Origin of the sequence: Burkholderia sp. MSHR3999, from assembly GCF_000833595.1 — a bacterium.
Taxonomy (GTDB): domain Bacteria; phylum Pseudomonadota; class Gammaproteobacteria; order Burkholderiales; family Burkholderiaceae; genus Burkholderia; species Burkholderia ubonensis.
Window position 1 is genome coordinate 1,213,179 of record NZ_JRFO01000001.1, and the last position, 23,101, is coordinate 1,236,279.

Below are 23,101 nucleotides of genomic sequence, written 5' to 3' on the forward strand. Positions count from 1 at the left end.
CAGACTGAGGAATGAAATCATGAGCAAGCTGGCAGGCAAGGTCGCGATCGTGACGGGCGGGTCCAAGGGGATCGGCGCCGCGATTGCCAGGGCGCTGGCCGCCGAGGGCGCGGCGGTGGTCGTCAATTATGCGAGCAGCAAGGCCGGCGCCGACGCCGTCGTGAGCGCGATCGTCGAAGCCGGCGGACGCGCGGTGGCGGTCGGCGGCGACGTGTCGAAGGCGGCCGACGCGCAGCGCATCGTCGACACGGCGATCGACACGTATGGCCGCCTCGACGTGCTCGTCAACAATTCCGGCGTGTACGAATTCGCGCCGATCGAGGCGATCACGGAAGAGCACTACCGCCGGCAGTTCGATACGAACGTGCTCGGCGTACTGCTCACGACGCAGGCGGCCGTCAAGCACCTCGGCGAGGGCGCGAGCATCATCAACATCAGCTCGGTGGTGACCAGCATCACGCCGCCGGCGACCGCCGTCTATAGCGGGACGAAAGGTGCGGTGGACGCGATCACGGGTGTGCTCGCGATCGAGCTCGGGCCGCGCAAGATCCGCGTGAACGCGATCAACCCGGGCATGGTGGTGACCGAAGGCACGCACAGCGCGGGGATCATCGGTTCCGATCTCGAAACGCAGGTGCGTGGCCAGACGCCGCTCGGCCGCCTCGGGCAGCCGGACGACATCGCATCGGTCGCGGTGTTCCTCGCATCGGACGACGCGCGCTGGATGACCGGCGAACGCCTCGTCGCGAGCGGCGGCCTGCACTGAGCCAAAGGGCCGGCCCGCGCGCATCCCGCTACTTCCGCTCGAGCATCCACTCGTGCGCGGGATCGTTCTTGAAGTGCCACACGCGCGTCGGCCCGGCCATCACGTTCAGGTAATACGACTCGTAGCCGTAGGGCACGACGACCGGGTGATAGCCGCGCGGCACCAGCACGACGTCGTGGTCGCACGCGGCCATCGATTCGTCGAGATCGCGTTCGTCGGTGTACACGCGCTGGAACACGAAGCCCTGCGGCGGATGCACGCGATGGTAGTAGGTCTCCTCGAGCGAGCTCTCGAACGGCACGTTGTCGGTGTCGTGCTTGTGCGGCGGATAGCTCGACGAATGCCCGGACGGCGTGCGCACCTCGACGACGAGCAGCGCTTCGGCGGGCTCCGTCTGCGGAAGGATGTCGCAGACGTAGCGCGTATTCGCGCCCGCGCCGCGCACCGAGCGCTTCATCTGCGACGGCTTGATCACGCGCGCCGGATATTTCCCGGTCGCGGGCGCGGTCGCGACGCCGAGCTCGGCCGCGCGCGACGCCGCGACCGTGACGCGCACGCCCGGCGGCAGATACAGCGCATACGGCGCGACGCCGTCGAACACGCTGTCGCGCGAGCCGAGATCGGTCCAGCGCGTGCCGTCTCCCGCGGTGATGTCCACGCTGCCGGTCAGCACGACGATGCACGTCTCGCGCGCGGCTTCGTACAATTCGACCGATTCGCCGGCCGCGAGCCGATACGCGGCAAACCCGACATGCCGCCAGTGCGCGGATTCCGGCGTGACGCGCGCGATCGTCGGTCCGTCCTGCGCGCCTTTGACCAGCAGGCTCATGCCGCCTCCTTGTGCGAATCGAGCGGCGCGTCGACGAGCGCGCGCAGCGTGCGGTAGCCCTTTTGCGCGTACGCGTAGCTCGGCGCGACGACCGGGTCCTGTTCCGCCTCGACGACGAGCCAGCCGCGATAGCCGTGCCGCTTCAGCAGGTCGATCAGCGTCGCGAAGTCGATCGCGCCGTCGCCCGGCACCGTGAACGCGCCGTTGATCACCGCGTCGAGAAAGCTCCAGTTGCGGTTGCGCGCGAGCCGGATCACGGCCGGCCGCACGTCCTTGCAGTGCACGTGGCACACGCGCGCGATGTGGCGCTTCAGCACCTCGGCCGGATCGCCGCCCGCGAACGTGATGTGGCCCGCGTCGAACAGCAGGCCGACCGCGTCGCTCGTCGTGGCCATCAGCCGGTCGACGTCGGCGGGCGTTTCGACATACGCGCCCATGTGATGGTGATACGCGACGCGCACGCCGCGGCTCAGCGTATAGCGCGCGAACGCGTCGAGCCGCTCGGCGTAGCCGTCCCATTGCGCGTCGGTCGTGAAGCGCGGCCGCTGATACAGCGGCACGGGCGCGCCCTGGATCGTGTCGGCGACTTCGCCGTAGACCATCACGGTCGCGCCGTTCTGCGCGAGCAGGTCGAGATGCGGATCGACCGCGGCGATTTCCTCGTCGACGCTGCGCTGCGCGAGCCGGCCCGAGTACCAGCCGGACACGAGCGACAGCCCGTATTCGCCGAGCAGCGCCTTGAGCGCCTGCGGCTCGCGCGGGAACTTGTTGCCGAGCTCGAAGCCTTCGTAGCCGATGTCGCGGCCTTCGGTCAGCGCGACCGCGAGCGGCGTCTCGCCGCCGAGTGACGGCAGGTCGTCGTTCATCCACGACAGCGGATTGATGCCGATGCGGAATTCGAATGGATTCATGCTGGAGATCCTGAACGGGAGAGGGCGCCCGTGCGGGCGGCGACCTGCTTGTCATACGCGCTGCGCGCGTCGCGCACCGCCTCGCGCGACGACACTTCGGGCACCGCGACTTCCCACCACCAGCCGCCTTCGGCCGTGGTGCGCGCGGGATCGGTGTCGATGCAGATCACATAGGTGCGGTCCGCGGCGCGCGCGCGCTGCAGCGCGGCGTCGAGCGACGCGACGTCGGCGACGTGCTCCGCGTGCGCGCCGAGCGCGCGCGCATGCGCGGCGAAGTCGATCGCCGGCGCGCCGAGCGGGCCTTGCAGGCAATCGTCGAGCAGGTTGTTGAACGGCGCGCTGCCGCATGCCTGCTGCAGCCGGTTGATGCAGCCGTAGCCGCGGTTGTCGAGCACGACGACGATCAGCTTCGCGCCGAGCATCACCGACGTCGCGATCTCGCTGTTCATCATCAGGTAGCTGCCGTCGCCGACCATCACGATCACGTCGCGCTCGGGCCGCGCGAGCTTCGCGCCGAGGCCGCCGGCGATCTCGTAGCCCATGCACGAGTAGCCGTATTCGACGTGGTACGCGCCCGGCCGCCCCGCGCGCCACAGCTTGTGCAGCTCGGCGGGCAGCGTGCCGGCCGCGCACACGACGATGTCGGCTTCCGGCGACGCGCGATGCGAGCGCTGCACCGCGCCGATCACGTCGGCGTCGTACGGCAGCGCGCCCGCGCGCGGCGGCGCGTGCGTGATGCGCGACACCGCATCGCGCCACCCGGCCGCGAGTTCGTGCGCGCGCGCGGTCCACGCGCGCTCGGCGGACCAGTCGTCGAGCAGCGCATCGAGCGCGTCGAGCGCCGCGCACGCGTCGGCTTCGACCGCGCACGCGTGATGCTTGAGCGCGTCGAACGCGTTCGCGTTGATGCCGATCACCGTTGCGTCCTTCGCGAACAGCGTATTCGAGCCGGTCGTGAAATCCTGCAGCCGCGTGCCGATCGCGAGCACGCAGTCGGCGTCGGCCGCGAGCGCGTTCGCGGCGGGCGAGCCCGTCACGCCGAGCGCGCCCGCGTTGAGCGGATGGTCCCAGCGCAGCGCACCCTTGCCGGCCTGCGTCTCGCCGACCGGGATGCCGCGCTGTTTCGCGAACGCGGCGAGCGCGTGCGTGGCGCCTTCGCTGTACAGCACGCCGCCGCCCGCGACGATGAACGGCCGGCGCGCGGCGCGCAGCGTCGCGAGCGCGGCTTCGAGCTCGGCGGGCACGGGCGCGGGCGCATGGAACGACACGGTGCGCGGCGCGAAGAACGCGGCCGGATAGTCGTAGGCCATCGCCTGCACGTCCTGCGGCAGCGCGAGCGTGACCGGGCCGCACTGCGCGGCGTCGGTCAGCACGCGCAGCGCGCGCGGCAGCGCGGTCAGGAGCTGCGCGGGATGGACGATGCGGTCGAAGTAGCGCGACACGGGCCGGAGCGTGTCGTTCGCCGACACGCCGCCGTCGCGGCCGTCCTCGACCTGCTGCAGCACCGGGTCCGGCGCGCGCGACACGAACACGTCGCCGGGCAGCAGCAAGAGCGGCAGGCGGTTCACGTGCGCGAGCGCGGCGGCCGTCACGAGGTTGGTCGCGCCGGGGCCGATCGACGTCGTCACGGCCATCATCCGGCGGCGGAAGTGCGCCTTCGCATACGCGATCGCGCTGTGCGCCATCGCCTGCTCGTTGTGCGCGCGATAGGTCGGCAGCACGTCGCGGTGCTGGTACAGCGCCTCGCCGAGCGCGGCGACGTTGCCGTGGCCGAAGATCGCGAACACGCCGCCGAACAGCGGCTCGGTGGCGCCGCTGCCGTCGCCGGTGTCGACCCGCTGCGCGGCGAGGTAGCGCACGAGCGCCTGCGCGGCGGTCAGGCGGATCGTGCCGTTGGAGGATGCGTTCACGATAGGCTCCTGAAGGGAGACGCCGGAGGGCGCGGGATGATGCATCGGGCCTCCTTACGCGACGCGGCGCGCGGCCGGCATGCCGTGACGCGCGGCGCGCCATGCGCCGATCAGCGTCTCGAACGTCGCGCGCACGCGGGCGACCAGCGCCGCGTCGTCGATCTCGCCGGCGAGCCACGCGCGGCTCGGCTCGTGGAAGATCGTGCGGCCGACCGTGAAGCCGCGGCAGCTCGCCGACGCCGCGGCGGCCGGAAAGCCGCGCGTCAATTCGTCGACGCTCGCCGACAGCCCGAGCAGCACGACGCCGCGGCAATGCGGGTCGCGCTCGGCGATCAGCGCGTCGATCGCGTGCCATTGCGCGGCGTCGAGCGGCGCGAGCTTCCACCATTCGGGGTAGATGCCGAGGTTGTACAGGCGCTTCAATGCGCGATACACGACGTCGGGCCCTTGCGGCAGGTCCGCGCGGCGCGGCGGGATCACTTCGAGCAGCAGTTCGTGGCCGCTCGCCTGCACCGCGTCGTACAGCGTGCGCAGCTGCGTTTCCTGCTCGATGCGCTGCTCGACCGGCTCGTCCGGGTGGAACTGCACGAGGCATTTCGCGACGTGCTCGTGCGGCCAGCTCGCGAGCGTCGTGCCCACCGAGCGGCCGTGGTCGAATTCGAGCGGCGCCGAGCCGGGCAGCTCGACCGGCCGGCCGATCCACCAGCCGCGCCCGGTGGCGGCGTTCAGCGCGTCCTGGCCGTAGCGGTCGTCGATCAGCACGCCGATCCGGCCCGCGAGGCCGAGCTGCGCTTCGGTCTGCGCGACCGCGTCGACGAACAGGCGCTTGAGCGCATCGATCCGTGCGAGCGGCGCGCCAGTCTGCTGCGCGAGCTCGAAGAACTGGTTGCGATGATCGAACGCGAAGCCGAGCACCTCGTCGCGCGGCACGCGCGGCGGCGTGACGCGATGCAGGCGCGCGAGCGTGCGGTCGAGATCGGGACGGCGCATCTTCGCAGGGTCGCGCTGCGCTTCTTCCAGGAAGTAGCGCAACTCGGCCGGCGTCGGCATCGCCGGCGAGCAGCCGTGGCGCGACACGACGAGCGCGCCGCATGCGTTCGCGGTGCGCGCCGCTTCGTCGAGCGAACGGCCGCGCAGCCACTGCGACAGGAAGCCGGCCGCGAACGCGTCGCCCGCGCCGAGCACGTTCATCACGTCGACCTCGACGCCGCCGACGAGCGCCAGCGCGTCGAGCGACGCCGGCACCTGGCTTTCGACGATCGAGCAGCCGAGCGGCCCGCGCTTGACGACGAGCGTCGCGCTCGTGACCGCGCGCACCATCGCGAGCGCGTCGAGCAGCGTGTCCTTGCCGCCGGCGATGCGGAATTCCTCCTCGGTGCCGATGATCAGGTCGAACAGCGGCAGGATGCGCTGCAGGTGCGCGGTCACGCCTTCGTTCGCGATGAAGCGGGTCTCGCCGTCGGCCTTGCCGGTCAGCCCCCACAGCACGGGCCGGTAGTCGATGTCGAGCACCGTGCGCACCTGGTTGCGGCGCGCATGGTCGAGCGCGCGCCGGCTCGCGCGGTTCACCTGCTCGGTCGAGAAGTGGGTGCCGGTGATCAGCAGCGCCTTCGCGGACGCGATGAACGCCTCGTCGAAGTCGCCTTCGTCGAGCGCCATGTCCGCGCAGTTCTCGCGATGGAAGATCAGCGGGAACGTGTCGCGATCCTTCAGGCCCAGCAGCACCAGCGCGGTCAGCCGGTCGGGGTCGATGCGCAGGTGGCTCGTGTCGCAGCCTTCGCGCTCGAGCGTCTCGATCAGGAAGCGCCCCATGTGGTCGTGGCCGACGCGCGACAGCATCGACGCTTTCAGGCCGAGCCGCGCGCAGCCGAACGCGATGTTGCCCGACGAGCCGCCGAGGTACTTCGCGAAGCTCGTCACGTCCTCGAGCCGCGCGCCGATCTGCTGCGCATAGAGGTCGACCGCGACGCGCCCGATGCAGATCACGTCGAGCGGCCGGTTCTGCGCAAAGGTGTGGGATGAGAGTGCCATGGAAAATCCTGGGTTAGATCACCGCGCCGTCGAGCTCGCTGATCATCTTCTGCATTTCGGCGCCGCCCGCCATCATGTCGAGCACTTCGTCCTTGCTGATCGTCTCTTTCGTGAAGGTGCCGAGCGAGCGGCCGCGATTGAGCAGCGTGAACGAATCGCCGATCGGGTACGCGTGATGCACGTTGTGCGTGATGAAGATCACCGAGATGCCTTTCGCGCGCGCGGTGTGGATCAGCTTCAGCACGTTGAAGCTCTGCTTGACGCCGAGCGCGGCGGTCGGCTCGTCGAGGATCAGCACGCGCGCGCCGAAGTGGATCGCGCGCGCGATCGCGAGGCACTGCCGCTCGCCGCCCGACATCGTGCCGATCGGCTGGTGCGGGTCGCGCACGTGGATGCCCATCTCGGCGAGCTTCGCGCGCGCGATCTCGGCGCTCGTATCGAGGTCCATCACGTTGAGGAAGCCGAACAGCTTCTTCTGCGGCTCGCGGCCCATGAAGAAATTGCGCGCGACGGACAGGAGCGGCACGAGCGCGAGATCCTGGTAGACGGTCGCGATGCCGAGGTCGAGCGCGTCCTTCGGCGATTCGAAATGCACGGGCCGGCCGTCGACCAGGTACTGGCCCTCCGACGGCGCATGCACGCCCGCGAGCGTCTTGATCAGCGTCGACTTGCCGGCGCCGTTGTCGCCGAGCAGGCAGTGCACCTCGCCGCGCTTCAGGCGCAGCGTCACGTCCGACAGCGCGATCACCTTGCCGAAATACTTGCTGACGTTCTCGAGCGCGAGGATCGTGTCGTCGCCGGTCTGTACAGTGGACATGGCAAGCCTCCCGTTACGATTGCGACACGCGCCGGCGCACGTAGTGGTTGAACAGCACCGCGATCAGCAGCATCACGCCGAGGAACACGCGGAACCAGTCGGAGCTGATGTTGGTGTACGTGATGCCGATCTGCACGACGCCGAAGATCAGCGCGCCGAACGCGGCGCCGACCACCGAGCCGTAGCCGCCCGTGAGCAGCGTGCCGCCGATCACGGCCGCGATGATCGCCTCGAACTCCTTCTGCAGCCCGCGGTCCGCGGCGGCCGAGCCGATGTCGGCGACCTGCAGCACCGCGAACAGGCACGCGCAGAACGCGGTCAGCACGAACAGCGAGATCTTCACGCGGCGCACCGGCACGCCGACGTTCTTCGCGGCGTTCGCATCGCCGCCGACCGCGAGGATCCAGTTGCCGTAGCGCGTCTTCGCGAGCACGAACGCGCCGATCGCGGTGACGGCGAACCACCACAGGATCACCTTCGGCACGCCCGGCACCAGCGGCTCGCCGTTGTCGAGCGTGCGGCCGAGGCCGTGCTGCGCGAGCCAGCGGAACAGGTCGTGGAACGCGACGCCCTGGAACAGCGTGTGCGTGAGCCAGTCCTGATGGGCGATGTCGCCGAGCCCCGAGATGATCGTGCGGTCCGCGAACATGATCGACAGCGCGAGCGTGAGGCCGCGCAGGATGAACAGGAACGCGAGCGTGACGATGAACGACGGCAGCCGCGTGCGCATCACGAGGTAGCCGTTCAGCGCGCCGAGCGCCATCGAGCCCGCGAACGCGAAGATCACCGCGCCCCAGATCGGCCAGTGGAAGTACGCGGTCGGGATCGCGACCATCATCCCCGCGAAGCCGATCATCGAGCCGATCGACAGGTCGAATTCGCCCGCGACCATCAGCAGGCACGCGCCGACCGCGAGGATGCCGAGGTAGGCCGCGACCTGCGACCAGTTCATGATGCCGTCGAGGTTGAACATGCCCGACCCGCCCGCGCCGAGCGCGAACACCGCGAATACGAGCACGGTGCCGGAAATCGCGGCGAATTCGGGACGGTTGAGGAAGCGCTGGAACCACGCTTCGTTGCGCACGCGCTCGTCGGCGCGCGCCTCCGGCTGAGGCGAATGCGCGGACAGATGCTTACCGGCTACACCCATGATGTCTCCTTGATGCCCGGCGGGCGGGGCGGGGGCTCCCCGCGTCGCCGGTGAAGCGCGCAGCGCTGCGCCGCGCGACGAACAGGCCCTGGGGTCAGCGATACTGGCCCGCGTACTTCACGACCTTGTCGAGGTTGTCCTTCGTGATGAAGCCGGGGCCCGAGCGGATGTTCTTCGGGCCGTACGACGGCTGCAGGCCGTAGGTCGACATGCGCGCCTGGAACTTCGGGTTCGCCTCGAGGAGCTGGCGGATCTTCGCGGGGTCGGTCGTCTTGTTCTTCCGCACGATCGCGAGCACGGCGACCGGGATGTAGCCCTGCAGGTACGGCTGCTGGTCGATCGCGAACTGGATCGTGCCCGCGCGGATCGCCTTCGCGATGTCGTCCGAGAAATCGAACGTCGCGAAGTAGAGCTTGCCGCCGAGTCCCATCTGCTGGACCGCCTTCAGCGACGCCGCGGCCGGCACCGGGCCGAGCGTGAGGATCGCCTGCGTGTTCGGGTGGTTGCGCAGGTAGGCGCTGACCTTCGACTGGATCTCGGTCGGGTCCTGGCCCGAATCGATCGTCGAGGTCTTGTAGTCGGCGCCGATCGCGTCCGCGAAGCCGCGGCAGCGGTCGAACGACACGCTGTTGGTCGCGATGTGGTTCACGCACAGGAACGACTTCACGCCCGCGGCCTTCGCCTTCTCGCCGGCCGCGTGGCCCGCGAAGTATTCGGGCTGGCCGACGTGCATGATCGCGCCGAGCTGCGCGCTTTGTTCCTCGGTGCCCGAGTTGATCGTGACGAGCGGGATCTTCTTCGCGGTGACCTTGCCGAGCGAGTTCTTCAGCACGTCGTAGTCGGCGATCGTCGTGATCACGCCGTCGTAGTCGCGCGCGGCCGACTGCTCGATCAGACGCGCCATGTCCGCGATGTCGCCGTTCGGCGGATTGCGGTAGTCGGTCTTCACGTCGAAATCCTCGTCGGCCTGCTTGATCGCGTTCTTGATCGTGTTCCACCACGAATCGGAATCGGGCGCGTGGCTCACCAGCACGAAATGACCGTCGGCCTGCGCCGCCGGCGCGGCGAGCCCGGCCGCCGCCACGACGGCGAACGTTGCAGCGATGGCCCGGACGGCAGCCTTGCCCAAGCAAAGTCTCATGTCTCCACCTTTCTCTGTCTGTCGTTCTTGGATCGACGCGGCGCGGTGATGCGCGGTGATGCAAAGCCGCCGCGTTCACGAGCAAGCGTAGGTCAAGTCGACCGTGAATGCAAAGAAAATTTTATTTTTCGATTGGATGGAAAATCTGTTCCATTTCGGCGGGCGCGTGCCTATACTCGGTTCACGAAGGAGACGACACAACCCGGCGCGGGCGGCCCCGCCGCGCCTTGCGAGCCGACCATCCCATGCAAGACGATTCTTCCACTCCCGATGCCGTCGGCGCGACCGACGTCGATGCGCTGCTGCGGCGCATCACCGATGCCTACGATTCGCTGCCGCGGCAATTGAAAAGCATCGCGTCGTACATCGACGAGCACCGCGCGAGCGTGATGATGGACCGCACGAGCGACATCGCCGAGCGCTGCGGCGTGCATCCGTCCGCTGTCGTGCGCTTCGCGCAGCGCTTCGGCTTTTCCGGCTTTTCGGACCTGCAGGCGGTGTTTCGGGACGCGTACACGGGCCAGAACCCGACCGCGCAGAGCTACCAGCAGCGCATCCGCCGGCTGATCGACGAGACGGCCGGCCCGCTGTCGGGCGGCTCGGTCGCGCGCGAGTTCATCGACGCGTCGCGCGCGGGGCTCGACGAGCTCGCGGCCGGGCTCGACGACGGCCAGTTCGACGCGGCGGTGACGATGCTCGAGCGCGCCGAGAACATCTACGTGATCGGCGTGCGCCGCTCGTTTCCGGTCGCGAGCTACATCGTGTATGCGCTGCAGCATACGGCCAAGCGCGTGCATCTCGTGTCCGGCCTCGGCGGGATGTATCGCGAGCAGATCCGCAGCGTGCGCAAGGGCGACGTCGTGATCGCGATCAGCTTCGCGCCGTACGGCAAGGAAACCCAGTACTGCCTGCGGGCGGCGCGCCACAACCATGCGCAAACGCTGGTGATCACCGACAGCCGCCTGTCGCCGCTCGTACGCGACGCGGGCGCCCATTTGCTGGTGAAGGAGGGGAGCGCGTTCGCGTTCCGTTCGCTGACCAGCACGATCTGCCTGTGCCAGGCGCTGTTCATCGCGCTCGCGTACCGGCTGGAATTGAACGTCGAAGAAGCGAAAGAGACTGGAGGATACGATGACTGACCAACGGGCGACCCTCGACGTCGCCGTGTTCGGCGCGGGCCGGATCGGCCGCATTCACGCAGGCAATCTCGCGCGCCAGCCGGGCGTGCGGCTCAAGTACGTCGTCGACGTGAACCGGGCGGCGGCCGACGCGCTCGCCGCGCAGCACGGCGCGCGCGCGGTCGATCGCGACGCGGCGCTCGGCGATCCGGCGGTGGGCGCGAGCGTCGTCTGCTCGAGCACCGACACGCACGCGGACCTGATCCTGCAGTCGGCCGCGGCCGGCAAGCACGTGTTCTGCGAGAAGCCGGTCGACCTGAGCGTCGAGCGGGCCCGCGCGTGCGAGCAGGCGGTCGCGCAGGCGGGCGTCGTCTGCATGATCGGTTTCCAGCGCCGCTTCGATCCGACCTTCGAGGCGCTCAAGGCGCGCATCGACGCGGGCGAGATCGGCGCACCCGAAATGCTGGTCGTCACGAGCCGCGACCCGGGCGCGCCGCCCGTCGACTACATCAGGCATTCGGGCGGTATCTTCAAGGACATGCTGATCCACGATTTCGACATCTTCCGCTGGATTCTCGACGACGATGCCGACACGATCCACGCGACCGGCAGCTGCCTGTCCGACCCGGCGATCGCCGATGCGGGCGACATCGATTCCACCGCGGTGACGATCCGCACGAAGCGCGGCCGGCTGTGCCAGATCAACACCGCGCGGCGCGCCGCATACGGCTACGACCAGCGCTTCGAGGTGCTCGGCAGCGACGGGATGCTGCAGGCCGGCAACGTGCGGCCGACGGAGGTGACCGGCTATTCGGCGCACGCGGTGTCGACCGACCTGCCGGAGGCATTCTTCCTCGAGCGCTATCGGGTGGCCTATGCGCGCGAGATCGAGCACTTCTTCGCGGCGGTCGCGCGCGGCGAGCCGGTGCGCACGACGATCGCCGACGGCGTGAAGGCGCTCGAGCTCGCGGAAGCTGCGACCCGTTCGTGGCGCGAAGGGCGCGCGATCCGGTTCGGCGGCGCGGACTGACCCGGGGAGGGCGAGCGGATGACTTCATCGATTCGACCCGCGCCGGTGCGCATCGGCATCGCCGGCCTCGGCCGGCTCGGCCGCCGCCACGCGGAAAACCTCGCGCGCCGCGTGCCGGGCGCGGTGCTCGCGGCCGCGTGCAGCCCGGTCGCCGACGAATGCGCGTGGGCGCGCGACGCGCTCGGCGTGCCGCGCGTGCATGAGGATTTCGCGTCGTTCGTCGCCGATCCCGAGCTGGACGCGGTGTGGCTCGTCACGCCGTCGGCGCTGCACGCGGACCAGATCGTCGCCGCGCTCGCCGCGGGCAAGCACGTGTTCTGCGAGAAGCCGCTGTCGCTCGATCTCGCCGAGTGCGAGCGGGTGCTCGCGGAAGCGGCCGCGCGGCCGCACCTGCAGGCGACGATCGGCTTCATGCGCCGCTTCGATCCGAGCTATCGGGATGCTTACGCGCGGGTCGCGGCCGGGCAGATCGGCCGGCCGTTCCTGGTGCGCTCGCAGACCTGCGACCGGAACGACCCCGACGGCTTCTTCGTGCGTTTCGCGCCGACCTCCGGCGGGATCTTCCTCGACTGCACGGTGCACGACATCGACGTCGCGCGCTGGCTGCTCGGCGGGCCGCGCGCGAAGCGCGTGTTCGCGGCGGGCACGATCGCGCTGCACGACGGGCTGCGCGCGTGCGGCGACGTCGACAACGGCGTCGCGATCTGCGAGTTCGACGACGGGCGCCTCGCGATGTTCTACGCGTCGCGCACGATGGCCCACGGCAACGACACGCACTCGGACGTGATCGGCACGGCCGGCGCGCTGACGATCGGCGCGAACCCGCGCGCGAACCGCGTCGAGATCTACGACAGGTTCGGCATCCGCAATACGTGCACGCCGACCTTCTTCGAACGCTTCGAGGAGGCGTTCCTGCTCGAGGCGCAGGCGTTCGTCGCGGCGATCAACGGCGCGCCCGACACCGGCGCGGCGACCCTCGCCGACGCACTCGAGGCGACGCGGATCGGCCACGCGCTGCGCACGGCGCTCGAAACCGGCCGGTCGGTCGACCTGTAGCGGGGAGGGCGGCTGGAGGGGCGGGCTGCCCGGGGCTCCGGCAGCCCCGGCGGCGCTGCGGTAAAATCGCTGCTTCCTCCAGCGCCGCACGAGGCGCGCCATTCGAAGGTCGAAAGCCGATGCAGATTCACAAGGAAGTGGATGCGCGCGGGCTCAATTGCCCGCTGCCGATCCTGCGCGCGAAGAAAGCGCTCGCGGACATGGAGAGCGGGCAGATCCTCAAGGTGCTTGCGACCGATCCCGGCTCGCAGCGCGACTTCGCCGCGTTCGCGAAACAGACGGGCAACGAGATCGTCGAATCGACGACCCAGGACAAGACCTTCGTGTTCCTGATGCGCCGCCGCTGACCGGCGCCGCCCGGTTTCGACCGCGCCTGCGCTGGCGCGGCCGTGTTTCTGACAATTCTTAAACCTCGCTGTGCCGCACGCTACGTATACTGAGCCGGCCGGTCGTCCGCACTCAACGGATGTCTCGGATGCGGTACGTCGATTCGAGGCGGGCACGGGGGCCATGCCTGACGCTGCCGTCGTACACGGGGAGAGGACATGCCCTTCAGACCGGGGACCAGTCGAAGTCCGTCCGAAGCGAAACACACCGCGCCTGCGTGCGCAACCGGGTTGGGCCGAGTCGAGCTCGACCCGCAACACGACCGTCATGCGCGCGCCGCGCTGGAAGCCTATGCGGATTCGGTCGCGGCGGAGATGCCGTGGCTGGCCGAATGGCTGCGCGACGCGCTGCCGGACGGGGAAGCCGGCGTCACGCAGTGCACGGCGACCGTCGAGCGCGTGTTCGACCTGGCCCATGCGTGGGCGGCGAGTCAGCCCGATTACGCCGCCGCGGCATGGGAGCGGGTGCGCGGGCAGTTGCTGGGATTGCTGCGGCAGCCGTCGCTGCGGCAGCCGCGCGTGCGGCTCGACGAGCCGGCCGACGAGTCGGACGACTGCGCGGCGCCGGTCGATTGAGCGTGCCGATTGCGTTTCGGGAAGGATTATTCGAAGAAAGGGCCGCCTGCCGCGCAAATCATTGGCGATTTTCATACTACTATGGTGGAATCGCCGGTTCGTCCGCGCCCCGTTTTTGAGATATAGGCCGGGTTCGTCCGCTCGTGCGCGTGGTGCGCGCCGCGGTGAGCGCGAGGAGTCGAACTGGATTTCGTTTTGCGGGGTGCTATGAGAATTGCTGTACTGGATGACGACCCGGCCCAGACGGACTTCGTCAGTCAAACGCTGACGGCCGCGGGCCACACCTGCTACGCCTTCAAGGAAGGCAAGGCGCTGAAGAAGCGCTTGCAGCGCGAAACCTTCGATCTGCTCGTGCTCGACTGGAACGTGCCCGACATGTCCGGCGAGGAAGTGCTGAAGTGGGTGCGCGCCAATCAGACCGAGCACAGCCTGCCGATCATCTTCATGACGAGCCGCGACGACGAAGCGGGAATCACGCAGATTCTCAACGCCGGCGCGGACGATTACGTCGTCAAGCCGGTGTCCGGGCCGATCCTGCGCGCGCGCATCGGCTCGCTGCTGCGCCGCGCGTATCCGGTCAACGTCGAGGCGGCGGTGCGCGAATTCGACCAGTTCCGCTTCGACGTGAACCTGAAGCAGGCCTACGTCGGCGACAAGCCGGTGAGCCTCACGCAGAAGGAATTCGAGCTCGCGCTGCTGCTGTTCCAGCACCTGGACCGGCCGCTGTCGCGCGCGCACATTCTCGACCTCGTGTGGAAGCAGGCGACCGACATCCCGTCGCGCACGATGGACACGCACATCTCGATGCTGCGCACGAAGCTCGGCCTGCGCCCGGAGAACGGCTACCGCCTCGCGCCGATCTACGGCTACGGCTACCGGCTCGAGCGGGTCGGCCAAGGGGAATCGGAGTGATCATGGGGAGCGCCCAACGCACGTCAGGCGCGCCGAGGCTGCGCGCGGCGCGTTTGCGCGCCGCGGCCCTCGGCGCGGCGTGCCTGCTCGCGGCGGCCGTCGCGGCCCAGCCGGCGGCCGCGCAATCGCGGCCCCGCGCGGCCGGCAAGACGGTCGTCTATACGACACGCGCCGGCGACACGCTGTATGACGTCGCCGCGCGCTACCTGCAGGGCCCGGACGACTGGCAGGTGCTCGCGCAGATGAACGGCGTGCCCGCGCCGAAGCGCCTGCAGCCCGGCCTCGCGCTGAAGCTGCCGGTCGCGCGGCTGCGCAAGGAGCAATTGTCCGTGCGCGTCGTCGCGGTGCAGGGGGCCGCCGAGCGCGCGTCCGGCGAAGCGGTCGCGCCGCTCGCGGTCGATGCGACGCTGAGCGAAGGCGACCGCGTGCGCACCGGCGCGAACGGCTTCGTGACGCTCGAGCTCGCCGACGGCACGCACCTGAGCCTGCCGCCCGACAGCCAGCTCGACCTGAAGACGCTGCGCCGCACCGTGCTGACGGGCGCCCTCGACCGCGAGTTCGAGCTGACGCGCGGAACCGTCGACAGTGAAGTCACCCACCTGAAGAAGCGCGACGACCGCTTCCAGATCCGTTCGCCGTCGGTCGTGGCCGGCGTGCGCGGCACGCGCTTCCGGGTCAACTACGACGCCGCCGGCAACGCGACGACGCGCGTCGAGGTGCTCGACGGCGCGGTGGGCGTCGCGCGCAGCCAGCGTCCGGCGGACGCGACGCTCGTGCCCGCGAACTACGGCAGCGTCGCGACGTCGTCGGGCGCGATCGGCGCGCCGGTCCGGCTGCTGCCCGCGCCGGCGCTCGTGGCGCCGGCCAAGGTGCAGGACGAGCCCGACGTCGCGTTCGAGATCGCGCCGCTCGAACGTGCCCACGCGTATCAGGTGCAACTGGCGCACGACGCCGGGCTGCTCGACCTGTTCAGCCAGACCCGCACGGATACGCCGCGCGCGGTGTTCCGCAACGTGCCGAACGGCACGTATTTCGTGCGGATCGCGGCGATCGACGAGAACGGTCTCGAAGGGCGGCCGCGCACCTACGCGTTCGAGCGGCGCCTGATGGGGCTCGACGCAACCGCGACGCCCGGCCCCGGCGGCTACGAGTTCCGCTGGTCGTCGAACGGCGCGGCCGCGAATGCACGCTACCGGTTCGTGCTGTCGAGGTCGAGGGACCTGAGCGCGCCGGTCGTCGACGAGGTCGGCCTGCGGGCGCGGCAGATCACCGTCGCGCACCTGCCGCCCGGCGAGTATTTCTGGGCGGTGATCGTCGAGGAATTCGACGGCGGCCGCTTCTACGAGAAGACGAGTCCGGTCGGCGCGTTCACGCTGTCGCGGTGACCCGCGGCGCATGAAACCCGACTCCGTTTCCCCGCGGCGGCGGCTCGGCCGCCGCTTCCTCATCGAATGGATCGCGATCGGCTGCCTCGGGATCGCGGTGATCCTCGCGTGCGTGCTCGGGCGCGCGTCGACGAGCGTCGACGGCCTGATCTACGACCGCCTGCTGATGCTGCGCAGCCTGCCGCTGTCGCCCGACATCGTGGTGGTCGACATCGACAACCAGAGCGTCGCGGCGCTCGGCCGCTGGCCGTGGCCGCGCGACGTGCATGCGCGGCTGCTCGACTCGCTCGCGCGCGCGAAGCCGGCCGCCGTGGTCTACGACGTGCTGTTCACGGAGCCGTCGGCGGACGATCGCGCGTTCGCCGACGAGGTCGGCCGGGTGCCGACCTTCCTGCCGATCCTGCTGAGCCCCGAGCGCGCGGACGGCACGCGCACCGTCGATCCGCCGGTGCCGGCGCTCGCGGCGCGCGCCGCAGGCCTCGGCCACATCAATCTCGAAGTCGATCCCGACGGCATCGTGCGCAGCGTCGCGCTGTTCGAAAGCGACGGCCGCACGCGCTGGCCGCAGCTGATGGTGCCCGTGTTCGACGCGCTCGGGGCCGGCAAGCTGCATCCGGCGAGCGGCGCGCCGCGCGCGCGCGGGCACGACCTGTCGCGCGACGCGCGCGGCGAGGGCCGCTACCTGATCCCGTTCAGCCGCAACACGCCCGCGTATCCGTCGCTGTCGTTCGACGACGTGCTTGACGGCCGCGTGCCGCCGGACGCGCTGCGCGGCAAGATCGTCGTCGTCGGCGTGACCGCGTCGGGCCTGTACGACCGTTTCGCGACGCCCGTGTCCGGCGTCTTCGGGCCGCTCGCGGGGGTCTACATCCATGCCGGCGTGCTCGACATGCTGACGAGCGGCCGGGCGATCTCGCCGGTGTCGCGCGCGGGCCTGTTCGCCGCGTCGCTGCTGCCGCTCGCGGTGCTGCTGGCCGGCTTCCTGATGCTGTCGCCGTGGCGCGCGCTGCTGCTGACGCTGAGTCTCGCGGGGCTGGCCGTCATCGTGAGCGCGGCGCTGCTGTACGAAGGGCGGCTCTGGCTGTCGCCCGCGCCGGCGATCTTCGGGCTGATCGCCGTGTATCCGATCTGGAACTGGCGGCGGCTCGAGATGACGATGGCGTACCTGCGCCGCGAGCTGCAGCGGCTGGCCGACGAACCGCACCTGCTGCCGGAGGCGCCGCGCACGCAGAGCGTCGGCGGCGACGTGCTGGAGCGGCAGATGGCGCTGATGGCGCAGGCCGCGCAGCGCGTGCAGGACATGAAGCGCTTCGTATGGGACAGCCTCGACAGCATGCCCGAGCCGATCTTCGTCACCGACCTGGCCGGCACCGTGCTGATCGCGAATCATGCGGCGAAGCGCTACGGGGCGCGGCTCGCGCTGCCGCTGCCGGAGGGGCGGCCGCTGCGCGCCGCGCTCGGCGAGCTGACGTTCGTGAAGACGGTCGACGGCAATGCCGAGCACGACGCCGCGATCAGCCAGCGCTGGCCGGCCGCGCTCGACCCGACGCACGAGGCGGACAACGACGCGATGGAGCGGGGGATCGAGGTGCGCGATCGCGACGGCCTCGATCATCTGCTACGCTACGCGCCGTGCACCAACGCGCAGGGGCGCGTGACCGGCTGGATCGCCGGCCTCGTCGACGTGACCGAGCTGCATGCGGCCGAGCGCCAGCGCGAGGAAGCGCTGCACCTGCTGTCGCACGACATGCGCTCGCCGCAGTCGTCGATCCTCGCGCTCGTCGAGATCGAGCGGCAGCGCGTCGAGTCCGACGACGTGCGCCGGCTGCTCGCGCGGATCGAGCGCTATGCGCACCGCGCGCTGTCGCTCGCCGACGAGTTCGTGCAGCTCGCGCGCGCGGAATCGCAGGCGTACCAGTTCGAGGCGACGAGCTTCGTCGACGTGCTGATCGACGCGAGCGACGAGGTATGGCCGCAGGCGCAGGCCAAGCGCATCCGCATCGACACGGATATCGGCGGCGAGATGTGCTGGCTGCGCGCGGACCGTTCGCTGATCACGCGCGCGTTCGTCAACCTGCTGAACAACGCGGTCAAGTACAGTCCGACCGACACCGTGATCACGTGTACGCTGTCGATCGGGCACGCGTCGAAGCGGATGTTCTGTACGATTCGCGATCAGGGGTACGGCATTGCGCCGGAAGACCAGCGGCATCTGTTCGAACGTTTCAAGCGGTTCCATGCCGGCGAGCGGCCCGAGATTTCGGGTTCCGGGCTCGGCATGGCATTCGTGAAGACGGTCGTCACGCGCCATGGCGGCAACGTGACGGTCGAAAGCGAAGTGGGCGTCGGCACCGCGGTGACGGTGGCGCTGCCCATGATCGACGAGCCGTCCGCCTGACAGGGCCGGGCGCGGCGGCAAGCAATGGGGAAAGTCATGAAACACGAATGGGCGGCGGCCGCGCTGGCGGCGGCGCTGTTGACGGGTTGCGCCGGCGTGACCACCGGCGTGAGCGCGGTCGGGCAGCCGGACGCATTCGCGTCGGGCGCGCACGGCTACGGCTTCGTGCGCACCGACGCGCAGGCGGGCGACGAACAATACCGGCAGATCGAAGCGCTCGTGCACGACGAGCTCGCGCGGCGCGGCTTCGATGCGCAGCCGCTCAAGGACGCGCGCTACCGGCTGTCGATCGCCTACGCGACGCAGCCTGCGACGGTCGCGGCCACGGCCGAGCGGTGCGGCGGCGCGAGCAGCGCCTGTGTCGCGGTCGACGGGCCGGCGCCGTCCGGGCTGCCGTTTGCCGGCAAGGTTTATCGGCACGTGCTGACGCTGCGGTTCGTCGACGCGAAGTCGGGCGCGGACGTCTATCGCGTGTCGGCCGCGCTGCGCGATCGCGAGCCGGGTACGCAGCACGCCGCGCCGGCGCTCGTCACGAGCGCGCTCGCGAAGCTGCCGTTCGAAGCGGGCGGGGGCTGGCTCGTCGAGACGAAAACGAAAAAAGACGACGCGGGCGGCATGCCGGGCGTCGTCTCGGTGAAGCCGGCAGCCGCGCGCTGAGCGCGCCGGCAGCCGTTGTGTCGGGTTTCGGGACCCGCGGTGCCGAGGGCCTATCGCTCAGTTACGCGGCGGGTTGCGTCACGCCGCGCGTGCGCAGGTACTCGTCGAATTCCGTGCCGACTTCCGGGTGGCGCAGCGCGAATTCGACGGTCGCCTTCAGGTAGCCGAGCTTGCTGCCGCAGTCGTAGCGGGTGCCCTGGTACTTGTACGCCAGCACCTGCTCGTCGGCGAGCAGCGCCTCGATCGCGTCGGTCAGCTGCAGCTCGCCGCCCGCGCCCGGCTTCAGCGCGCGCAGGTGCTCGAAGATCCGCGGCTTCAGGATGTAGCGGCCCACCACGCCGAGGTTCGACGGCGCGACTTCCGGCGCGGGCTTCTCGACGATCGCCGACATCTTGATGATCGACTCCTCCCATTCCTTGCCGTCGACGATGCCGTACGACTTCGTCTCCGACGGCGGGATCTCTTCGACGCCGATCACCGAGCTGTGATAGTGGTCGAACACGTCGACCATCTGCTTCATCACCGGCGGGTTGCCGTCGAGCAGGTCGTCGGCGAGGATCACCGCGAACGGGTTGTCCGCGACGAGCTTCTCCGCGCACAGCACCGCGTGGCCGAGGCCGAGCGCTTCCGGCTGGCGCACGTAGAAGCAGTCGACGTGGCTCGGCTTGATGCTGCGCACCAGGTCGAGCAGCTTTTCCTTGCCGCGCGCCTCGAGTTCCGCTTCGATTTCGTATGACTTGTCGAAATGGTCCTCGATCGCGCGCTTGCTGCGGCCGGTGACGAAGATCATTTCCGTGATGCCGGCGGCGATCGCTTCCTCGACCGCGTACTGGATCAACGGCTTGTCGACGACGGGCAGCATTTCCTTCGGGCTGGCCTTCGTCGCGGGCAGGAAGCGTGTTCCGAGGCCGGCGACCGGGAATACTGCCTTGGTGACTTTCAACATGATCGGACCTTTGTTCCTGTAATCGACACTGCGGGTTATGTTCGCGCCCGCATTATAGTGAGCGCAAACAGCCTTACGGATTGTTACGCCGGCAACCGTTCGAGCTGCGCGCGCAGTTTCTCGAGCGTCGTCCGGAATTCGGCGAGGCGCTTCTGCTCCTGCTCGACGACTGCGGGCGGCGCTTTCGCGACGAACGCCTCGTTGCCGAGCTTCGCATTGCACTTCGTGATCTCGCCCGTCAGGCGCGCGACTTCCTTCGACAGGCGCTCGCGCTCCGCCGCGACGTCGATTTCCACCTTCAGCACCAGCTTGTTCCGGCCGACGATCGCGATCGGCGCGCCATGCGCTTCCTTGTCGAGCGCGGCTTCGTCCGCGAGGATCTGCACGTCGGACAGGCGGGCGAGCGCCTGCACGTACGGCGCGAACCCGCGCAGGCGCTCGGCTTCGCCCGCCGCGAGCAGCGGCACCTTGGTCGCCGGCGACAGGTTCATCTCGCCGCGCAGGTTGCGGCACGCGTCGATGATCGCCTTCAGGTCGGCCGCCCATTGCTCGGACGCCTCGTCGATCTTCGCGAGATCGGCGAGCGGGTAGGCCTGCGTCATCAGCGACGCCTCACCCTCGGCCTTGCCTTGCGGATAGCGGCCCGCGAGCGGCGCGACCTTCTGCCAGAGCGCCTCGGTGATGAACGGGATGATCGGGTGCGCGAGGCGCAGCACCGTTTCCAGCACGCGCAGCAGCGTGCGGCGCGTCGCGCGCTGCTGCTCGGGCGTGCCGCTCTGGATCTGCACCTTGGCGAGCTCGAGATACCAGTCGCAGTATTCGTCCCACACGAACTTGTAGATGCTGTTCGCGATGTTGTCGAAGCGGTAGTCCGCGAAGCCCTTCGCGATGTCGGCCTCGGTGCGCTGCAGGAGCGACACGATCCAGCGGTCGGCCGCCGAGAAGTCGAGATAGCCGCCCGGGCCGCAGTCGCCCGCGCCGCAGACTTCCGGCTTGTCGAGCCCGCAGTCGTGGCCTTCGCAGTTCATCAGCACGAAGCGCGTCGCGTTCCACAGCTTGTTGCAGAAGTTGCGGTAGCCTTCGCAGCGCGCGAGGTCGAAGTTCACGTTGCGGCCGAGCGTCGCCATCGACGCCATCGTGAAGCGCAGCGCGTCGGTGCCGAACGCGGCGATGCCGTCCGGGAATTCCTTGCGCGTCTTCTTCTCGATCGTCGCGGCCTGCTTCGGGTTCATCAGGCCGGTCGTGCGCTTCGCGACCAGCGACTCGAGGTCGATGCCGTCGACGATGTCGATCGGGTCGAGCGTGTTGCCCTTGCTCTTCGACATCTTCTGGCCTTCCGAGTCGCGCACGAGGCCGTGCACGTACACGGTGTGGAACGGCACCTTGCCCGTGAAGTGGGTCGTCATCATCACCATACGGGCGACCCAGAAGAAGATGATGTCGAAGCCGGTGACCAGCACTGACGACGGCAGGAAGTGCTTCAGTTCAGGCGTTTCGTTCGGCCAGCCGAGCGACGAGAACGGCACGAGCGCCGACGAGAACCATGTGTCGAGCACGTCGTCGTCGCGCTTCAGCGCGCCCGTGTAGCCTTTCGCGGCAGCCTGCGCGCGCGCGTCTTCCTCGCTGCGCGCGACGAACACCTCGCCGTTCTCGCCGTACCACGCGGGAATCTGGTGGCCCCACCACAGCTGGCGCGAGATGCACCAGTCCTGGATGTTCTCGAGCCACTGGTAGTAGGTGGTCGTCCAGTTTTCGGGGACGAACTTGATCTGGCCGTTGCGCACGACGTCGAGCGACGTCTCGGTGATCGACTTGCCGGGGTTGAACGTGCCTTCCGGCGCCGGCTTCGTCATCGCGACGAACCACTGGTCGGTCAGCATCGGCTCGATCACGACGCCGGTGCGGTCGCCGCGCGGCACCATCAGCTTGTGCGGCTTCACGGACTCGAGGAAGCCTTGCGCGTCGAGGTCGGCGACGATCGCCTTGCGCGCGTCGAAGCGGTCGAGGCCGCGGTATGGCTCGGGGCCGTTGTCGTTGATCTTCGCGTCGAGCGTCAGGATCTCGATCGGCGCGAGGTGGTGGCGCAGGCCGACCTGGTAGTCGTTGAAGTCGTGTGCCGGCGTGACCTTCACGACGCCGGTGCCGAATTCGCGATCGACGTAGTCGTCGGCGATCACCGGGATCTCGCGGTCGGTCAGCGGCAGCTTCACGAGCCGGCCGATCAGGTGCTTGTAGCGCTCGTCTTCCGGATGGACCATCAGCGCGACGTCGCCGAGCATCGTCTCGGGGCGGGTGGTCGCGACGGTCAGCGTGCCCGAGCCGTCGACGAGCGGGTAGCGGATGTGCCACAGGTGGCCGTTCTCTTCCTCGCTCGCGACTTCGAGGTCGGACACCGCGGTCAGCAGCACCGGATCCCAGTTGACGAGGCGCTTGCCGCGGTAGATCAGGCCCTGTTCATAGAGCGTGACGAACACATCGCGCACGGCGGCCGACATCTTGTCGTCCATCGTGAAGTACTCGCGCGACCAGTCGGTCGATGCGCCGAGGCGGCGCACCTGGCCCGTGATCGTCGAGCCGGATTGCTGCTTCCAGTCCCACACGCGCTCGACGAACTGCTCGCGGCCGAGGTCGTGGCGCGACACGCCCTGCGCGTCGAGCTGGCGCTCGACGACGATCTGGGTCGCGATCCCCGCGTGGTCGGTGCCCGGCACCCACAGCGTGTTCTCGCCGAGCATCCGGTGGTAGCGGGTGAGGCCGTCCATGATCGTCTGGTTGAACGCGTGCCCCATGTGCAGCGTGCCCGTGACGTTCGGCGGCGGCAGCTGGATCGCGAAATCGGGCCGGCCCGGATCGAACGCCGGGGCGGCGTAGCCGCGTTTTTCCCACTCCGGCCCCCATTGGGCCTCGATGGTGTGGGGCTCGAAACTCTTCGCCAGCGTGCTGTCGCTCATGGTCGGAAATCTGCTGAAAATTGCGTGAATTGGATACGTAAACCATGAATTATAAATGGTTGCGCATCGGCCGGTCACCGCCGGGCGCGCCGACCGGGCGCGCAGCGCCGATCCCGGCAAGTCGCACGGCG

Annotated in this window: 19 protein-coding genes; 10 read left to right on the forward strand and 9 right to left on the reverse strand. The window is 69.3% G+C overall.

The window, feature by feature from the left end; translation table 11 throughout:
* Positions 1-19 precede the first annotated feature (19 nt).
* Positions 20-766, forward strand: a complete 747-nt coding sequence (locus tag KY49_RS05855) for a glucose 1-dehydrogenase (RefSeq protein ID WP_042583752.1) — start codon at positions 20-22, stop codon at positions 764-766.
* Positions 767-794: 28 nt separating this feature from the next.
* Here KY49_RS05855 and iolB read toward each other — a convergent pair whose 3' ends face one another.
* The 7 genes from iolB to KY49_RS05890 form a co-directional block, all read right to left on the reverse strand.
* Positions 795-1,595 carry a 5-deoxy-glucuronate isomerase gene (gene iolB, locus KY49_RS05860; protein ID WP_042583753.1) on the reverse strand — a complete coding sequence of 267 codons (801 nt, stop codon included), beginning with the start codon at positions 1,593-1,595 and terminating at the stop codon, positions 795-797.
* Complete coding sequence (gene iolE, locus KY49_RS05865; RefSeq protein ID WP_042583754.1) at positions 1,592-2,506, reverse strand: myo-inosose-2 dehydratase; 915 nt, start codon at positions 2,504-2,506, stop codon at positions 1,592-1,594. The genes iolB and iolE overlap by 4 nt, the downstream gene beginning before the upstream one ends.
* On the reverse strand, positions 2,503-4,461 hold the full coding sequence (gene iolD, locus KY49_RS05870) for a 3D-(3,5/4)-trihydroxycyclohexane-1,2-dione acylhydrolase (decyclizing) (protein WP_042583755.1): 1,959 nt from the start codon (positions 4,459-4,461) through the stop codon (positions 2,503-2,505). Before iolD ends, iolE begins: the two co-directional genes overlap by 4 nt.
* Before the next feature lie 9 nt (positions 4,462-4,470).
* Positions 4,471-6,447 (reverse strand): bifunctional 5-dehydro-2-deoxygluconokinase/5-dehydro-2-deoxyphosphogluconate aldolase, encoded by a 1,977-nt coding sequence (locus tag KY49_RS05875; RefSeq protein WP_042583756.1) that lies wholly within the window; start codon positions 6,445-6,447, stop codon positions 4,471-4,473.
* Between the two features lie 13 nt (positions 6,448-6,460).
* Complete coding sequence (locus KY49_RS05880; protein WP_042583757.1) at positions 6,461-7,264, reverse strand: ATP-binding cassette domain-containing protein; 804 nt, start codon at positions 7,262-7,264, stop codon at positions 6,461-6,463.
* Between the two features lie 13 nt (positions 7,265-7,277).
* A complete protein-coding gene (locus KY49_RS05885) occupies positions 7,278-8,414 on the reverse strand; it encodes an ABC transporter permease (protein WP_042583758.1) in 1,137 nt (378 codons plus the stop codon).
* A gap of 94 nt (positions 8,415-8,508) precedes the next feature.
* On the reverse strand, positions 8,509-9,555 hold the full coding sequence (locus KY49_RS05890) for a sugar ABC transporter substrate-binding protein (protein ID WP_042583759.1): 1,047 nt from the start codon (positions 9,553-9,555) through the stop codon (positions 8,509-8,511).
* A gap of 245 nt (positions 9,556-9,800) precedes the next feature.
* On the opposite strand from KY49_RS05890, the gene KY49_RS05895 reads away from it, so the two are divergent.
* From KY49_RS05895 to KY49_RS05935, 9 genes are all read left to right on the forward strand, one after another.
* Positions 9,801-10,694: a MurR/RpiR family transcriptional regulator gene (locus KY49_RS05895; RefSeq protein WP_042583760.1), complete on the forward strand. Its 894-nt coding sequence runs from the start codon at positions 9,801-9,803 to the stop codon at positions 10,692-10,694.
* Positions 10,687-11,703 carry an inositol 2-dehydrogenase gene (gene iolG / locus KY49_RS05900; protein WP_042583761.1) on the forward strand — a complete coding sequence of 339 codons (1,017 nt, stop codon included), beginning with the start codon at positions 10,687-10,689 and terminating at the stop codon, positions 11,701-11,703. The genes KY49_RS05895 and iolG overlap by 8 nt, the downstream gene beginning before the upstream one ends.
* Positions 11,704-11,721: 18 nt before the next feature.
* On the forward strand, positions 11,722-12,759 hold the full coding sequence (locus KY49_RS05905) for a Gfo/Idh/MocA family oxidoreductase (protein WP_042583762.1): 1,038 nt from the start codon (positions 11,722-11,724) through the stop codon (positions 12,757-12,759).
* Positions 12,760-12,878: 119 nt separating this feature from the next.
* Positions 12,879-13,106 (forward strand): sulfurtransferase TusA family protein, encoded by a 228-nt coding sequence (locus KY49_RS05910; protein WP_006402122.1) that lies wholly within the window; start codon positions 12,879-12,881, stop codon positions 13,104-13,106.
* Positions 13,107-13,304: 198 nt separating this feature from the next.
* Positions 13,305-13,721, forward strand: a complete 417-nt coding sequence (locus tag KY49_RS05915) for a hypothetical protein (RefSeq protein WP_042583763.1) — start codon at positions 13,305-13,307, stop codon at positions 13,719-13,721.
* 207 nt (positions 13,722-13,928) lie between these two features.
* The gene (locus KY49_RS05920; protein ID WP_042583764.1) at positions 13,929-14,633 is read left to right on the forward strand and encodes a response regulator transcription factor; all 705 of its coding nucleotides are present in this window, start codon (positions 13,929-13,931) and stop codon (positions 14,631-14,633) included.
* Positions 14,634-14,635: 2 nt separating this feature from the next.
* Complete coding sequence (locus KY49_RS05925; RefSeq protein WP_042583765.1) at positions 14,636-16,018, forward strand: FecR family protein; 1,383 nt, start codon at positions 14,636-14,638, stop codon at positions 16,016-16,018.
* 10 nt (positions 16,019-16,028) lie between these two features.
* Positions 16,029-18,416, forward strand: coding sequence for a CHASE2 domain-containing protein (locus KY49_RS05930; protein ID WP_042583766.1), 2,388 nt, complete (start codon positions 16,029-16,031; stop codon positions 18,414-18,416).
* A gap of 36 nt (positions 18,417-18,452) precedes the next feature.
* Positions 18,453-19,073: a DUF4136 domain-containing protein gene (locus KY49_RS05935; RefSeq protein WP_042583767.1), complete on the forward strand. Its 621-nt coding sequence runs from the start codon at positions 18,453-18,455 to the stop codon at positions 19,071-19,073.
* 61 nt (positions 19,074-19,134) lie between these two features.
* Here KY49_RS05935 and galU read toward each other — a convergent pair whose 3' ends face one another.
* Both galU and KY49_RS05945 read right to left on the reverse strand, forming a co-directional pair.
* Positions 19,135-20,019, reverse strand: coding sequence for a UTP--glucose-1-phosphate uridylyltransferase GalU (galU, locus tag KY49_RS05940; RefSeq protein ID WP_042583768.1), 885 nt, complete (start codon positions 20,017-20,019; stop codon positions 19,135-19,137).
* 83 nt (positions 20,020-20,102) lie between these two features.
* Positions 20,103-22,970 (reverse strand): valine--tRNA ligase, encoded by a 2,868-nt coding sequence (locus KY49_RS05945; protein WP_042583769.1) that lies wholly within the window; start codon positions 22,968-22,970, stop codon positions 20,103-20,105.
* Positions 22,971-23,101 lie beyond the last annotated feature (131 nt).

Excerpts from the sequence above, each read along its gene's own strand:
- KY49_RS05905 (WP_042583762.1), top strand. The coding sequence starts at position 11,722 with ATGACTTCATCGATTCGACCCGCGCCGGTGCGCATCGGCATCGCCGGC.
- iolB (WP_042583753.1), bottom strand. The coding sequence starts at position 1,595 with ATGAGCCTGCTGGTCAAAGGCGCGCAGGACGGACCGACGATCGCGCGC.
- KY49_RS05935 (WP_042583767.1), top strand. The coding sequence starts at position 18,453 with ATGAAACACGAATGGGCGGCGGCCGCGCTGGCGGCGGCGCTGTTGACG.
- KY49_RS05895 (WP_042583760.1), top strand. The coding sequence starts at position 9,801 with ATGCAAGACGATTCTTCCACTCCCGATGCCGTCGGCGCGACCGACGTC.
- KY49_RS05925 (WP_042583765.1), top strand. The coding sequence starts at position 14,636 with ATGGGGAGCGCCCAACGCACGTCAGGCGCGCCGAGGCTGCGCGCGGCG.
- iolG (WP_042583761.1), top strand. The coding sequence starts at position 10,687 with ATGACTGACCAACGGGCGACCCTCGACGTCGCCGTGTTCGGCGCGGGC.
- KY49_RS05875 (WP_042583756.1), bottom strand. The coding sequence starts at position 6,447 with ATGGCACTCTCATCCCACACCTTTGCGCAGAACCGGCCGCTCGACGTG.
- KY49_RS05890 (WP_042583759.1), bottom strand. The coding sequence starts at position 9,555 with ATGAGACTTTGCTTGGGCAAGGCTGCCGTCCGGGCCATCGCTGCAACG.
- KY49_RS05920 (WP_042583764.1), top strand. The coding sequence starts at position 13,929 with ATGAGAATTGCTGTACTGGATGACGACCCGGCCCAGACGGACTTCGTC.
- KY49_RS05945 (WP_042583769.1), bottom strand. The coding sequence starts at position 22,970 with ATGAGCGACAGCACGCTGGCGAAGAGTTTCGAGCCCCACACCATCGAG.
- KY49_RS05910 (WP_006402122.1), top strand. The coding sequence starts at position 12,879 with ATGCAGATTCACAAGGAAGTGGATGCGCGCGGGCTCAATTGCCCGCTG.
- KY49_RS05880 (WP_042583757.1), bottom strand. The coding sequence starts at position 7,264 with ATGTCCACTGTACAGACCGGCGACGACACGATCCTCGCGCTCGAGAAC.
- KY49_RS05915 (WP_042583763.1), top strand. The coding sequence starts at position 13,305 with ATGCCCTTCAGACCGGGGACCAGTCGAAGTCCGTCCGAAGCGAAACAC.
- iolD (WP_042583755.1), bottom strand. The coding sequence starts at position 4,461 with ATGCATCATCCCGCGCCCTCCGGCGTCTCCCTTCAGGAGCCTATCGTG.
- iolE (WP_042583754.1), bottom strand. The coding sequence starts at position 2,506 with ATGAATCCATTCGAATTCCGCATCGGCATCAATCCGCTGTCGTGGATG.
- KY49_RS05930 (WP_042583766.1), top strand. The coding sequence starts at position 16,029 with ATGAAACCCGACTCCGTTTCCCCGCGGCGGCGGCTCGGCCGCCGCTTC.
- KY49_RS05855 (WP_042583752.1), top strand. The coding sequence starts at position 20 with ATGAGCAAGCTGGCAGGCAAGGTCGCGATCGTGACGGGCGGGTCCAAG.
- KY49_RS05885 (WP_042583758.1), bottom strand. The coding sequence starts at position 8,414 with ATGGGTGTAGCCGGTAAGCATCTGTCCGCGCATTCGCCTCAGCCGGAG.
- galU (WP_042583768.1), bottom strand. The coding sequence starts at position 20,019 with ATGTTGAAAGTCACCAAGGCAGTATTCCCGGTCGCCGGCCTCGGAACA.